The sequence below is a fragment of the Roseomonas sp. AR75 genome (genome assembly GCF_005222815.1).
Classification (GTDB): Bacteria; Pseudomonadota; Alphaproteobacteria; order Acetobacterales; family Acetobacteraceae; genus Falsiroseomonas.
Window position 1 is genome coordinate 989,878 of record NZ_STGB01000001.1, and the last position, 13,113, is coordinate 1,002,990.

General features: G+C 69.2%; 15 protein-coding genes. 6 read left to right on the top strand and 9 right to left on the bottom strand.

What is annotated here, in order from left to right; all coding sequences use genetic code 11:
- Nucleotides 1-82: 82 nt before the first annotated feature.
- The 5 genes from nusB to ribD are packed head-to-tail and all read right to left on the bottom strand — an operon-like array spanning nt 83 to nt 3,856.
- Nucleotides 83-577, bottom strand: coding sequence for a transcription antitermination factor NusB (gene nusB, locus E4T13_RS04580; RefSeq protein WP_137177030.1), 495 nt, complete (start codon nt 575-577; stop codon nt 83-85).
- Nucleotides 574-1,050, bottom strand: coding sequence for a 6,7-dimethyl-8-ribityllumazine synthase (ribH, locus tag E4T13_RS04585; protein WP_137177031.1), 477 nt, complete (start codon nt 1,048-1,050; stop codon nt 574-576). Before ribH ends, nusB begins: the two co-directional genes overlap by 4 nt.
- On the bottom strand, nt 1,047-2,171 hold the full coding sequence (gene ribB, locus E4T13_RS04590) for a 3,4-dihydroxy-2-butanone-4-phosphate synthase (RefSeq protein ID WP_240790985.1): 1,125 nt from the start codon (nt 2,169-2,171) through the stop codon (nt 1,047-1,049). Before ribB ends, ribH begins: the two co-directional genes overlap by 4 nt.
- The gene (locus E4T13_RS04595; protein WP_137177032.1) at nt 2,168-2,776 is read right to left on the bottom strand and encodes a riboflavin synthase; all 609 of its coding nucleotides are present in this window, start codon (nt 2,774-2,776) and stop codon (nt 2,168-2,170) included. The genes ribB and E4T13_RS04595 overlap by 4 nt, the downstream gene beginning before the upstream one ends.
- Before the next feature lie 6 nt (nt 2,777-2,782).
- On the bottom strand, nt 2,783-3,856 hold the full coding sequence (gene ribD, locus E4T13_RS04600; protein ID WP_137177701.1) for a bifunctional diaminohydroxyphosphoribosylaminopyrimidine deaminase/5-amino-6-(5-phosphoribosylamino)uracil reductase RibD: 1,074 nt from the start codon (nt 3,854-3,856) through the stop codon (nt 2,783-2,785).
- Between the two features lie 679 nt (nt 3,857-4,535).
- On the opposite strand from ribD, the gene E4T13_RS04605 reads away from it, so the two are divergent.
- Both E4T13_RS04605 and E4T13_RS04610 read left to right on the top strand, forming a co-directional pair.
- Entirely contained in the window at nt 4,536-5,018 is a 483-nt protein-coding gene (locus E4T13_RS04605) for a hypothetical protein (protein ID WP_137177033.1), read from the top strand.
- Between the two features lie 255 nt (nt 5,019-5,273).
- Entirely contained in the window at nt 5,274-5,705 is a 432-nt protein-coding gene (locus tag E4T13_RS04610; RefSeq protein WP_170984802.1) for a hypothetical protein, read from the top strand.
- Here the strand turns inward: E4T13_RS04610 and nrdR are convergent.
- From nrdR to rpiB, 3 genes are all read right to left on the bottom strand, one after another.
- Nucleotides 5,642-6,094: a transcriptional regulator NrdR gene (gene nrdR, locus E4T13_RS04615; RefSeq protein ID WP_137177035.1), complete on the bottom strand. Its 453-nt coding sequence runs from the start codon at nt 6,092-6,094 to the stop codon at nt 5,642-5,644. The two genes, E4T13_RS04610 and nrdR, sit on opposite strands and share 64 nt — an antisense overlap.
- A gap of 173 nt (nt 6,095-6,267) precedes the next feature.
- On the bottom strand, nt 6,268-7,569 hold the full coding sequence (gene glyA / locus E4T13_RS04620; RefSeq protein WP_137177036.1) for a serine hydroxymethyltransferase: 1,302 nt from the start codon (nt 7,567-7,569) through the stop codon (nt 6,268-6,270).
- Nucleotides 7,566-8,024 carry a ribose 5-phosphate isomerase B gene (gene rpiB / locus E4T13_RS04625; RefSeq protein WP_137177037.1) on the bottom strand — a complete coding sequence of 153 codons (459 nt, stop codon included), beginning with the start codon at nt 8,022-8,024 and terminating at the stop codon, nt 7,566-7,568. The genes glyA and rpiB overlap by 4 nt, the downstream gene beginning before the upstream one ends.
- 181 nt (nt 8,025-8,205) lie before the next feature.
- Here rpiB and E4T13_RS04630 point away from each other — a divergent pair, with 181 nt between their 5' ends.
- Genes E4T13_RS04630 through E4T13_RS04645 form a run of 4 tightly spaced genes read left to right on the top strand, consistent with a single transcriptional unit; the run spans nt 8,206 to nt 12,321 of the window.
- Nucleotides 8,206-9,495, top strand: coding sequence for an O-acetylhomoserine aminocarboxypropyltransferase/cysteine synthase family protein (locus tag E4T13_RS04630; RefSeq protein ID WP_137177038.1), 1,290 nt, complete (start codon nt 8,206-8,208; stop codon nt 9,493-9,495).
- Entirely contained in the window at nt 9,492-10,541 is a 1,050-nt protein-coding gene (gene hemB / locus E4T13_RS04635) for a porphobilinogen synthase (protein ID WP_408906385.1), read from the top strand. Before E4T13_RS04630 ends, hemB begins: the two co-directional genes overlap by 4 nt.
- Entirely contained in the window at nt 10,538-12,010 is a 1,473-nt protein-coding gene (locus tag E4T13_RS04640) for a glycosyltransferase family 9 protein (RefSeq protein ID WP_137177039.1), read from the top strand. The genes hemB and E4T13_RS04640 overlap by 4 nt, the downstream gene beginning before the upstream one ends.
- Before the next feature lie 2 nt (nt 12,011-12,012).
- The gene (locus E4T13_RS04645; RefSeq protein ID WP_137177040.1) at nt 12,013-12,321 is read left to right on the top strand and encodes a hypothetical protein; all 309 of its coding nucleotides are present in this window, start codon (nt 12,013-12,015) and stop codon (nt 12,319-12,321) included.
- Here E4T13_RS04645 and E4T13_RS04650 read toward each other — a convergent pair.
- The gene (locus E4T13_RS04650; RefSeq protein ID WP_137177041.1) at nt 12,304-13,092 is read right to left on the bottom strand and encodes a fumarylacetoacetate hydrolase family protein; all 789 of its coding nucleotides are present in this window, start codon (nt 13,090-13,092) and stop codon (nt 12,304-12,306) included. The two genes, E4T13_RS04645 and E4T13_RS04650, sit on opposite strands and share 18 nt — an antisense overlap.
- Nucleotides 13,093-13,113 lie beyond the last annotated feature (21 nt).

A 13,113-nucleotide genomic window follows, 5' to 3' on the forward strand; every position in this document is an offset into this window, starting at 1 on the left:
CCAACCCTCCCCCGCACTTCGGGGGAGGGCTTCTTCTCCCTCTCCCGCAGTGCGGGGGAGGGTCGGGGTGGGGGCCAATCCCCTACCCCCGCGCGAATTCATCCGACCGGAACTTCCGCGCCAGCGCCTCCAGCACGCCATTTGCGAATTTCGGCTCGTCGCCGGCGAAGAAGCCGTGGGCGATGTCGAGATACTCGTTGATCACCACGCGCATCGGCGGGTCGTTCTTCTGCATCAGCTCCGCCCCCGCCGCGCGCAGCAGCGCGCGCAGCACGGGATCGAGCTTCTCCAGCGGCCAGTCCTTGGCCAGCACCTCGGCCAGTGCGGCGTCGATCGGCTCGATGTTGCCGGCGGCGGCCCGGACAAGCTTCGCGAACAGCCGCACATCGGCCTCTGGCACGCGGCCCTCGCCGAAACCTTCCTCGGCCTCGTTCGGGCCGAGGCGATGGCGGACGAACTGCTCGATCACGGTTTCCGGATTCTCGCCGGCCTGCTCGGACTGGAACAGCGCCTGCACGGCCGCAACGCGCGCGCCGGTACGGGGCCGCCCACGCTGGATCTGCGCCTTGCCGCTCACGAGGCGAACCGCCGCGCCAGCGCGATCTGCTGCACCATCGCATGGGCCGCCTCGGCGCCCTTGTTCATGCGGTCGTCGCGGGACCGCGCGATGGCCTGCTCGATCGTGTCCACCGTCAGCAGCCCGAAGCCGAGCGGCGCGCCGGTCTCGACGGAAAGCGCCATCACGCCCTGGCAGACCGCATCGCAGATGAAGGTGTAGTGATCAGTCTCGCCGCGCACGACGCAGCCGAGCAGCAGGAAGCCGTCCCAGTTGCCGCGGCGCAGCGCCATGCGCAGGGCTGCCGGCAGCTCGAAGGCGCCGGCAACATCGGCGACATCGACGCGCGCGCCGATCTCGTCCAGCACGGCGCGCGCGCCGCGCAGCATGCCGCCCACGACATCGGCATAGTAGGGCGCCTGGATCACCAGCACCCGCGGCGCCGGCCCGTCGAGCGCCGCCCTGGCGCGCTCCGGAGAATCTTTCGTACTCACGCGGAATCCTTCAGGATCGGTCGGGTCTCGACCACCGTCAGCCCATAGCCTTCCAGGCCGACAACAGGACGGGGGTTGTCGGACAGGCGGATGATCTCGCGCAAGCCCAGATCGGCAAGGATCTGCGCGCCGATGCCGTAGTCGCGCAGTTCCGGCGCGGTGGCGCGCCGCTCCCGCCCCGCGCGCACGGCCTGGGAAAGCCCGTCCGCACGCCAGTCGCGCAGCAGCACCACCACGCCGCGGCCCGCATCGGCGATGGCCTGCATGGCGTTGTGCAGCTCATGCTCGGCGCGGCCGGCGACGAGATCCTGCAGCATGGAGGCCGCGTGCATCCGCACCAGCGCCGGTTCCGGCCGCGCCAGGTCGCCCTTCACCAGTGCCAGGTGCTCACCGTGGTCGAGCGTGGAGGCATAGACCACCACGCGCCAGGTGCCGCCGATGCCCTCGATCGAGCCGTCCTCGACCCGGCGCACCAGGCGTTCGGTACGGCGGCGATGCGCGATCAGGTCGGCGATGGTGCCGAGCTTCAGGCCGTGATGCTGCGCGAAGGCGACGAGGTCGGGCATGCGCGCCATGGTGCCGTCGTCGTTCATGATCTCGCAGATCACGCCGGACGGGTTCAGCCCGGCCATGCGGGCGAAATCCACCGCGGCTTCCGTGTGCCCGGCCCGCACCAGCACGCCGCCGTCGCGCGCCACCAGCGGGAAGACATGGCCGGGCGTGACGATGTGCTCGCGCCCCAGCTCCGGGTTGATCGCGACGGCCACGGTGCGCGCGCGGTCGGCGGCGGAGATCCCTGTGGTCACGCCGTCGCGTGCCTCGATGGAGACGGTGAAGGCGGTCTGGTGCCGCGTGCCGTTGGACTGCGCCATCAGCGGCAGGCCGAGCTGTTCCACCCGCGCGCGCGTCATCGCCAGGCAGATCAGCCCGCGGGCGTGGCGGGCCATGAAGTTGATGGCGTCAGGCGTCGCGAATTGCGCGGGAATGACCAGGTCGCCCTCGTTCTCGCGGTCCTCGTCATCCACCAGGATGAACATACGGCCGCGCCGGGCTTCCTCCAGCAATTCCTCGGCCGGGCTGAGGAATTCGGCGAAGCTGGTCTGCGTGGTCTCGACCTTCACCGCTGATACTCCCGCAGGCGGGCGACGTAGCGCGCCATCATGTCGATCTCGATGTTCACCCGGCTGCCGGGTTGCAGCGTGCCGAAGGTGGTGATGGTGGCGGTGTGCGGGATGATGTTCACCCCGAATTCCTCGCCCGCAACCTCGTTCACCGTCAGCGAGACGCCGTCGATCGCGACCGATCCCTTCGGCGCGATGAAGGGCGCCACCGTCTGCGGCACCCGGAAGCGCCAGCGGACCGAGCCGTTCTCCGGCGTGGCGGAGACCACCTCCCCCGTGCCGTCCACATGGCCGGCAACCAGGTGCCCGCCCAGCTCGTCGCCCATCTTCAGCGAGCGTTCCAGGTTCACCCGCGTCCCCGCCTGCCAGCCGCCCAGCGTGGTCTTCGACAGCGTCTCGGCCGAGGCCTCCACCGCAAACCAGTCGGCGCCGAGTTCCACCGCCGTGAGGCAGACGCCGGAGCAGGCGATTGAGGCGCCGAGCGCCACCGGCGGATTGGCCAGGAAGGCGGGCGAGGTGCCGATGATCAGCCGGTGGTCCTGGCCGCCCCCGATCGGCTGCACCTCCCGCACCGTGCCGAGGTCCGTGACGATCCCGGTGAACATCTTTCGTCAGTCCCTCTCGAATTCGGTCAGCCAATCCTCGCCCAGCGGACGCGCGGCGACACGGCGGAATCTGGGCATGGCGGCCAGCACGTCCACCGGCAGCGGATAGGCGGCGGGCAGCCCATCCCCGCCCATGATGCCGGGGGCATGGAACCAGGCGAGGCGATCCACAAGCCCCTCCCGCAGCAGCCCCGCCGCGATGCCGGCGCCGCCCTCGGCCAGCACGCGGGTGACGCCGCGCTGCGCGAGCGCCTCCAGCAGGGGGCGGAGCGCCAGCCCCTCCCGCGCCCGCGGCACGGTGGCCAGCTCGACGCCGGCGGATTGGTAGGGGGCGCGGACGGAAGGGGGGTGGCCGGGCGCGGTGACGATCAGGGTCGGCGTGTCCTGCGCCGTGGCGACCAGCCGGGCCGTGACAGGCATGCGCAGCCGGGCATCGGCCACCACCCGCAGCGGCTGGCGCGGCGTGGCGCCGGGCAGCCGGCAGGTGAGCTCGGGATCGTCGGCGAGTGCGGTGCCGGAGCCGACGAGGATCGCGTCGTGCCGGGCGCGCAGCGCATGCGCCTCCCGCCGCGCGGGCGGGCCGGTGATCCACTGGCTTTCGCCGGTGCGGGTGGCGATGCGGCCATCCAGCGTGGTGGCGAGCTTCAGCGTGACCAGCGGCAGGCCCTGGGTGATGCGCTTGATGAAGCCGGCGGTGACGGCCCGCGCCTCGGCGGCGCAGAGCCCCTCCTCCACCGCGATCCCGGCCTCCCGCAGCCGCACGAAGCCGCGGCCATCCACGCGATGGTCGGGGTCGCGCAGCGCGCAGACGACGCGGGCGATGCCGGCGGCGATCAGCGCGTCGCAGCAGGGCGGCGTGCGGCCGTGATGCGAACAGGGCTCCAGCGTGACATAGGCGGTCGCGCCGCGGGCGAGGTGCCCTGCCCTGCGCAGCGCCTCCGTCTCGGCATGCGGGCGCCCGCCGGGCTGGGTCCAGCCGCGGCCGACGACCTGACCGTCGCGGACGATGACGCAGCCGACCGAGGGATTCGGCCAGACATTGCCGAGCCCACGCCGCGCCAACGCCAGCGCGGCCTGCATATGGGCGAGGTCGGCGGGATCGGGCACGGGATCAGGCGGCGTTGCGGGGGCGCATGGCGGCTACTTGGCGCAGGGTGGAGCTTTGCGGAAGTGGCGTGCGCCAGCGGGGGCATTCGGCGAACTGGCGGCTACTGCCAAGCGGCGTCACACTCCGGAGCGCGTAGCGGATTGCCGCGCCAGAGGCTCAGCTGTGCTAGACTGGTCCGCGACGCTCCCATCCGGGTTCAAAGGGCAGGCTCGTGCGAAATACCCCATCTTCTCCTACTGGCGGTGAAGAGGCGGTCTTAAGATTTTTAAAATCTTTGGTGCCTGGCGACAAGCCAATCAACGTGACCGACAGATTAATTGATGACCTTGAACTTCGTTCTGACGACGCCACGGCGCTCCTTATCTATTTGGAGCGGGTTTGGCGATCCACAAACTAATTTAGATACCCGAGCACGCGACCCAGATCATGCTAATCTCACTCTGCGCGGCTTCGAACCTCCTCAAGTCGATCGATCATCAGACTCTTATGCAGCAATTCGTGGCAGAGAGCAGCAGCTGATTGATGCCCTTGGCGGTGTAAATAGCCCCCTTGTAGCTAATCGCATAAATGCAATTTCTGCGGTAAACCCACTCGGAATATACTACCATATAAGAGCGTACCACGAGTTTGGTTGCCTGGAGGGGGACAACGATGACCCGCGCTATCGGCACTTTAGGAGATCTATTTTCGATTTCTCTATCAATGGGTGGCTATGGGTATGCCATATCGCTAAATCCAATTCTGGCCTTTTTTGATTTAAGAACACAGAGCGAGATGACTCTCGATAGTCTAGATTGCGTCAATCCTAAGATCGCGTTTAAGGCGGGAGTTCATATTTCATGGAACAAACGATGGCATAAGATCGGACACTGCGCTGTTGGAGAAAATCTGATGCAGCCAGTAGATTTTGTCCGCCAAGATATCATCTCTAAAGATCTATATATATACACACGGTTTCCTGGAAATGTAGAAAAATTTTTGGAAAGATTAGCGCCGCCAGAAGAGTGCGTAGATCTAGATCCACTTTGGTCCTGGGATCCTGAGCAAATTGAAGCTCGGCTGGAAGCGCATCTAAATAACACTGAATATACGATGTTGAAAAATTTCAAGATGCGGACGCAGAAGAAATTTTGAACGATTTCTCTTGCTTGCCCATTACTTGCTTCTCCATTTAGCGGCCGACCATGGTTGGGATCCTTCGCCTTGCGACGGCATGAACGCCGACCGGGATAGGGCGGAGTTCACCGAACCAGTCGGCAAGGCCCTCACTGACTGCCGGCAACCGGGTGCTGCACCGGACACGGGCGGGGCAGCGCATCGTGCTGGCCCTACGATGCGCTGAACCGGCTGCTGACGCGCGCGGTGCCGGCGAACGCGAACGCGCCGGCGGTGACCTATACGATCGGCTACGACCGGGATGCCGACGGCAACGTGACGCGGCTGACCTTGCCGGCCGCGGGCAGCAACACCTACGAGGCGACCTATGTGCATGACGCGCTTGGCCGGGTAACGGCGATCCACGAGGGCAACGGCACGGCGGGGCTGCGGCTTGGCGGCTATGGCTACGACACCGCCTCGCGCCGCCTCGCGCTCGACCGCGGCAACGGGACGCGGACGAACTGGGGCTGGCGGCCGGACGGGCTGGTGGAGACGCTGACGCACGGCTTCGCGCGGGGCGCCTCGGTCGGCTTCACCTACCTCTACAACCGCGAGGGCGGGCTGTCGGCGCGAACCGGAATACGGAACGCGCGCGCCCCTCACCCCTCGTCCAGCTTCCCCAGCAGCGCCCGGAAATCCTTCGCCTCCCGAAAATTCTGGTAGACGCTCGCAAAGCGCACGAAGGCCACCTGGTCCACGTCGCGCAGTGTGTCCAGCACCACGTCGCCGATGCGGCGGCTGGTCACCTCGCTGTCCGCCTCCACCTCCAGCCGCCGCTGGATGCCGTTGACGATGCGCTCGATGCGCTCCTCGTCGAAGGGGCGCTTCCGCAGCGCGATGCGGACGGAGCGGGCGAGCTTGTCGCGGTCGAAGGGCACGCGGCGGCCGTCGGACTTGATGACGACGAGTTCGCGTAGCTGCACGCGCTCGAAGGTGGTGAAGCGGTTGCCGCAGGCGGGGCAGGAGCGGCGGCGACGGATGCTGGCGCCGTCCTCGGCGGGACGCGAATCCTTCACCTGGGTGTCGTCATTCCCGCAGAAGGGGCAGCGCATTGTTTTGTGCCCTCAGACGCCGGGCGCCGGCATCCGCCGGCTTGGCTTCGCCGCGCAACGGTCGCACCCGGCGGCACTGTCATGCGGGCGGCGCCGGCCGCTGTGCGGCCGGATCCTCCGTCCGCAGTTCGCATACTGGGCGGCGCCGATCATTCGGGCGGGCGCGCCAAAGCTCACTGGTAGATCGGGAAGCGCCGGCACAGGTCCAGCACGCGGCCCTTCACGCGTTCCTCGACAGCCGCATTCGCCTCCGGCGCATTGGCGGCGGTGAGGCCGTCCAGGACCTCGCCGATCAGGGTCGCGACCTCGCGGAACTCGGCCTCGCCGAAGCCGCGGGTGGTGGCGGCGGGGCTGCCGAGCCGGATGCCGGAGGTCACCATCGGCTTCTCGGGGTCGAAGGGGATGGCGTTCTTGTTGCAGGTGAGATGCGCGCGGTTCAGCCCGCCCTCGGCGATCTTGCCGGTCAGCTTCTTGGGCCGCAGGTCCACCAGCACCAGGTGGTTGTCGGTGCCGCCGGTGACGAGGTCGAGGCCCTGGCCGCGAAGCCCCTCCCCCAGCGCCTTGGCATTGGCGACGACCTGCTTCGCATAGGCGCGGAACTCGGGGCGCAGAGCCTCGCCGAAGGCCACGGCCTTGGCGGCGATCACATGCATCAGCGGCCCGCCCTGCAGGCCCGGGAAGACGGCGCTGTTGAACTTCTTCGCCAGCGCCTCGTCGTTGGTCAGGATCAGGCCGCCGCGAGGGCCGCGCAGCGTCTTGTGCGTGGTCGTGGTGGTGACATGGGCATGCGGGATCGGCGAGGGATGCGCCCCGCCCGCGACCAGCCCGGCGAAATGCGCCATGTCCACCATGAAATAGGCGCCGACCTCGTCGGCGATCTGGCGGAAGGCGGCGAAATCCCAGTGCCGGGCATAGGCGCTGCCGCCGGCGATGATCAGCTTCGGCTTCGATTCCAGCGCAATGCGCCGGACCTCCGCCATGTCGATGATCTGGTCCTCGCGCCGCACCGTATAGGGGACGGGCCGAAACCATTTGCCGGAAAGGTTGGCGGGGGAGCCATGCGTCAGGTGCCCGCCGGCGGCGAGATCCAGGCCCATGAAGGCATCGCCGGGCTGCAGCAGCGCCAGGAACACCGCCTGGTTGGCCTGCGCGCCGCTATGCGGCTGGACGTTCGCGAAGCCGCAGCCGAACAGCTTCGTGACGCGCTGGATCGCCAGGTCCTCGGCGATGTCCACGAATTCGCAGCCGCCATAGTAGCGCCGGCCGGAATAGCCCTCGGCGTATTTGTTAGTCAGGACCGAGCCCTGCGCCTCCAGCACCGCCTTCGAGACGATGTTTTCCGACGCGATCAGCTCGATCCCGTCCTGCTGGCGGCCGAGTTCCAGGTCCAGGGCGCGGGCCAGGTCGGGGTCCGTCTCCGCGACGCCGGCCTGGAAGAAGCGGGCGGGCGTCATGGCGGGGGTCTGCTCGTTCATCGCAGGCTCCATTCCGGCGTGAGCTTTCGGACGCGGCGTTCATGCCTGCCGCCGCCGAAGGGGGTGTTCAGGAAGGCGCGGAGTGCATCCAGCGCCACTTCCGGCCCGATCACACGCGCACCCAGCGCCAGCACATTGGCGTCGTTGTGCTCGCGCGAGAGGCGGGCGGTGGTGGCGTCATGCACCAGGGCGCAGCGGATGCCGGCATGGCGGTTGGCCGCAATGGAGATGCCGATGCCGGTGCCGCAGACCAGCACGCCGAAGCGCGCCGTGCCGTCCAGCAGGCTGTTCGCCACCGCATCGGCGAAATCGGGATAGTCCACGCTCTCGGGGCCGTTGGTGCCCATGTCAAAGGTGGGGTGGCCGGCTTCCTCGAGCGCCGCGCGCAGCGTCGCCTTCAGCGCGACGCCGGCATGGTCGGAGCCCAGCGCGACCGGGGTGTCCTGGGGGGTCATGTGCGGATCACTACCACGCCGGGTGGGCCGCCGGAACCACCGCCACAAGCTGTTGCGCGGCGCCTACGGCGCAGAAAGCCTTGCCAGCCCGGCCGGCACGAGGAGAAAACCCGCCCAGCCCTTCCAATCCCGGCCGCGGCTGTGCCACCACTGTCATGATCAGAGGATCGGAGGGACGCCCATGGCCTATACCAACCCGGAGACGATCGCGCTCCACGCCGGCTGGCGGGCGGACCCGACCACGGGCTCGGTCGCGGTGCCGATCCACCAGACCACCTCCTTCCAGTTCCAGGACACCGGCCATGCGCAGCGCCTGTTCGCTCTGCAGGAGCTGGGGAACATCTACACAAGGATCATGAACCCGACCGTCGATGTGCTGGAACAGCGCATCGCTGCGATGGAAGGCGGGGTCGCGGCGCTCGGCCTCGGCTCGGGCCAGGCAGCGACGGCCTTCTGCGTGCTGAACCTCTGCCAGGCCGGCGACAACATCGTCAGCTCCACCGACCTCTATGGCGGCACCTGGAACCTGTTCGCGAACACGCTGAAGCAGATGGGCGTCGAGGTCCGCTATGTGGACCCGGAGAACCCCGAGAACTTCGTCGCCGCCACGGACGACCGCACTCGCGCCTGGTATGCCGAGACGCTGCCCAACCCGAAGCTGCACGTCTTCCCGATCGCCGAGGTGGCCGCACTCGGGCGCAAGATCGGCGTGCCGCTGATCATGGACAACACCGCGGCGCCGGTGATGTGCAAGCCGCTCGCGCTGGGCGCGGCGGTGGTGATGTATTCCACCACGAAATACATCGGCGGCCACGGCACCAGCATCGGCGGCATCGTGGTGGATGGCGGCAATTTCGACTGGGAGGCGCATGGCGACCGCTTCCCCACGCTGAACCAGCCCGATCCCAGCTATCACGGCGCGGTCTGGACGCAGGCGGTGAAGGGGCTCGGCCCTGTCGCCTACATCATCCGCATGCGCACCTGCCTGCTGCGCGACCTGGGCGCGCCGATGGCGCCGATGAACGCCTTCCTGTTCCTGCAGGGGCTGGAGACGCTGCCGCTGCGGATGGAGCGCCACAACGCCAATGCGCTGAAGGTCGCGGCGTATCTCGCCGAACATCCCGCCGTGGAGCGCGTGATCCATCCCTCGCTGATGAAGGGCGAGTGGAAGCGCCGGGCGGATGCCGCGCTGAAGGGCGGCTATGGCGGGCTGATCGGCTTCGAGCTGAAGGCCGGCGCCGAGGCGGGCCGCAAATTCATCGAGGCGCTGAAGATGTTCTACCACGTCGCCAATATCGGCGATGCGCGCAGCCTCGCGATCCATCCCGCGACCACCACGCACAGCCAGCTTTCCGTCGAGGAACAGAAGGCCACCGGCGTGACGCCCGGCTATGTGCGGCTTTCCATCGGCATCGAGCATATCGACGACATCATCGCCGATCTCGACCAGGCGCTGGCGGCCGCGTCGTGAACGCCTTCGACAAGCGCGCGGGACTGACGGTGGAGACGCCGGCGCAGCCCGGCGCCTTCCCCGCGGTGCGCATGCGACGCAACCGGGTGGACGCCTTCACCCGCCGGCTGGTCGCCGAGAACCGGCTTTCGGTGGACGATTTGATCTGGCCGATCTTCGTCATCGAGGGCACGGGCACGGAGACGGATGTCGCCTCCATGCCCGGCGTGAAGCGCGTGACGCTCGACCGGCTGGCGGCGCATGTGGAGCCAGCGGCAAAGCTGGGTATCCCGGCGCTGGCACTGTTCCCGGCCACGCCTTCGGAGAAGAAGGACGCGGAGGGGACCGAGGCGAAGAACCCGGAGAACCTGATGTGCAGCGCCGCCCGCCTGCTCAAGCGCGAATTCCCGGAGCTCGGCCTGGTCGGCGACGTCGCGCTCGATCCCTATACCGACCACGGGCATGACGGCGTGCTCCGCGAGGGGCCGGGCGGGCACTACGTGGCGAATGACGAGACGCTGGAGATCCTGACGGTGCAGTCGGTGATCCAGGCGGAAGCCGGCATCGACGTGATCGCGCCGTCGGACATGATGGATGGCCGCATCGGCGCGATCCGCACGGCGCTGGATGCGCGCGGCCTGATCCACACGCGCATCATGTCCTATGCGGCGAAATACGCCTCGGCCTTCTACGGCCCGTTCCGTGACGCGGTCGGCAGCGGCGGCGCGCTGAAGGGCGACAAGAAGACCTACCAGATGGACCCCGCCAATTCCGACGAGGCGCTGCGCGAAGTGGCGCTCGATCTCGCGGAGGGCGCGGACATGGTGATGGTGAAGCCGGGCATGCCGTATCTCGACATCTGCCGCCGCGTGAAGGACGAGTTCCGCGTCCCGACCTTCGCCTACCAGGTCAGCGGCGAATACGCGATGATCATGGCCGCCGTGCGCAATGGCTGGCTGAACCACGAGAAGGCGATGCTGGAAAGCCTGCTGGGCTTCAAGCGCGCGGGCTGCGATGGCGTGCTGACCTATTTCGCGGTGGAGGCCGCGACGCTGCTGCGGGCGTGACGGCACCGCCCGACCTCACCCCCCTGCTGCGCGCCGCGGAGGCGCTGCGCGCGGCGGGACGCCATGAGGAGGCGGTGGCCGCCTTCCGCACGCTGGCGGCGCTGGCGCCGGCGGATTGGCGCTTCCCCGCCGGCCTCGCCATCAGCCTGTTCTTCGCAGGGCGCTGGGACGAGGCGTGGGACGCGTACGACGTGCGCTTCCACCGCATGGGCAGCCCGGCCGCGCCGCGGCGCGTGGACGCCGCAGGCCGCGAGGTGCCTCTGTCGCGCTGGCGCGACGGCGCGCCGCCCGCGGACCTGCTGGTGCGCGCCGAACAGGGCATGGGCGACACCATCCAGTTCGCGCGCTACCTGCCGCTGCTGCGTGCGCGGGGGCGGCGCCTGCGGCTGGAACTCGATCCGCGCATCCAGCGCTTGCTGCGGCCGCTGACGGAGGGGTTCGAGGTGGTGGACCGCCTGCCCTCCCCGGTCGAACTCTCATCCTGCGACGCCTGGGTGCCGCTGCTGGACCTGCCGCGTCGCCTCGGCATCACGCCAAGGGCCGATCCGGCCGCGGGGCCCTATCTTTTGGCGGAACCGGAGCGCGTTGCGTTCTGGCACGAGCGGCTTGCGACGCAGGCGGGCTACCGCGTTGGCCTTGTGTGGCAGGGCAATCCGAATGCGCCCGTGGACCGCTACCGCTCCGCGCCGCTCGCCGCCTTCCTGCCGCTGGCGCATGTGCCGAGCGCGCGCCTGATCGCTCTGCAGAAGGGGCCGGGCGAGGAGCAGGTGGCGGCCGCCCCCTTCCCCATCGAGACGCTTGGCGACGACTTCGATCCCGGCCCCGCCATGTTCCGCGACACCGCGGCCGTGCTGGCGACTCTCGACCTGCTCGTCACCGTGGACACCGGCGTCGCGCATCTCGCCGGCGCGATGGGCGTGCCGACTCTGCTGCTGCTGCACCCCACGCATTCCGACTGGCGCTGGCTGCATGGGCGTGAGGATACGGTTTGGTACCCCTCGATCCGGCTGCTGCGCTGCGAGAAGCCGGATGCATGGATCACTGCCGCCGCGAAGGCTGCCGCGATCCTGCGCGCGCGCCTCGCGTCCGGCGCCCAGCCGCTGGCGCCGCCGCCCGGCCCCGCGGTGGAGCGGCGCGAGCGTGGCGCGGCGGATGGCACGGGCATCGCGGCCTCGCTGCCCGTGGCGGAAGCACTGGACCTGCTCGGCGCGCTCGCCGCCGCCGCGGATGGCAGCGCCGATCCCGCGACGCGCGCCGGGCTGCACCGCAGGCTGGAGGCGCTGCAATCCTCCGTCGCGGCCGCGAGGCTCGGCCCGGTCGCCATCGAATACATGCTGGCGCTGCGCGAGGCGCATGCGGCCTTCGCGCAGGCCGAGGCGGCGGGCGACGGCGCGGCGGTCATCGCCGCGCAGCAGCGCCGCGCCGGATTGCTCCGCGCCGCCGCGACGCTGCGGCTGGACGCGGGCTGACCATGTCCGACACCACCGTCGCCGCCATCCGTGCCCAGCGCGCCGAGGTCGAGGCGCTGCTCGCCTTCAAGCACGCGGAGCCCGGCGAGGAGGAGAACCTGGCCTGGTGGCGGCTGCAGCAGGCGCGCGTGGCGCGGCGCGCGGTGCTGTCGGACAAGGATGCCGCGCGCCTGCCTACGCTGCCGCCGCCGCCGGCGCATGCGCTGTCGTGGTGGCAGGGCGTGAAGCAACGGCTGGGCGTGCTGAAGGTCGAGCAGGAATCGCCGCCGCGTGCCATCGCGCGGCGGCTGGGATCAGCCCGCGGCGCCTGACTCCGCCCCGAACGGATTGCGCAGCGTGCCGATGCCCGCGATCGTCACCTCCACCACCATCCCCGCCCGCATCGGCAGCGCGCCTACACTCGTGCCGCAGGCGATGACGTCACCAGCCTCCAGCGTCATCTCCCGTGACAGCAGCGAGACGATGCGCGCGGGCGGCAGGATCATGTCGCTGCACGGATAGTTCTGGCGCACGCGCCCGTTCAGCGCGACCTGCACGCTGAGCGTCGACCAGTCCAGGCCGGTCGCGATCGCCGGGCCGATCGGGCCGAAGCTGTCGCAGCCCTTGGCGCGCGCCCATTGTGCGAAGGAGGGGTCGGCGTTCAGCAGGTCCAGCGCCGTCACGTCGTTCACGCACGTCAGGCCGAAGATCGCCGCCGCGGCCGCGTCCTCGTCCACGTCATGCACGCGCCTGCCGATCACCAGGCCGAGCTCGCCTTCGTAGATCACGCGGCCGGCATAGGAAGGCGGCGGGCGGATCGGCGCCTCCGGCCCGATGACGCTGCGCGGCGATTTCAGGAAGTACAGCGGCGTCTCCGGGATCGCCAGGTTCTGCTTCGCCGCGGCCTCCCGGTAGTTGTTCCAAAGGCCGATGAACAGCGACGGCCGCACCGGCGGCAGCAGCGTGACATCGGCGCGCGCAATCGCCTCGCCGGTCGGCGTCGCGCCGGCGAAGAGGTCGCCCGCATGCACGCGGATGCTCTCCTCCTCCAGCGTGCCGAAGCCTTCCGCGCCGTCGCGCGCGTAGCGGACCCAGAGCGCCATGCGCCTTCCCCTCTCTTCGAG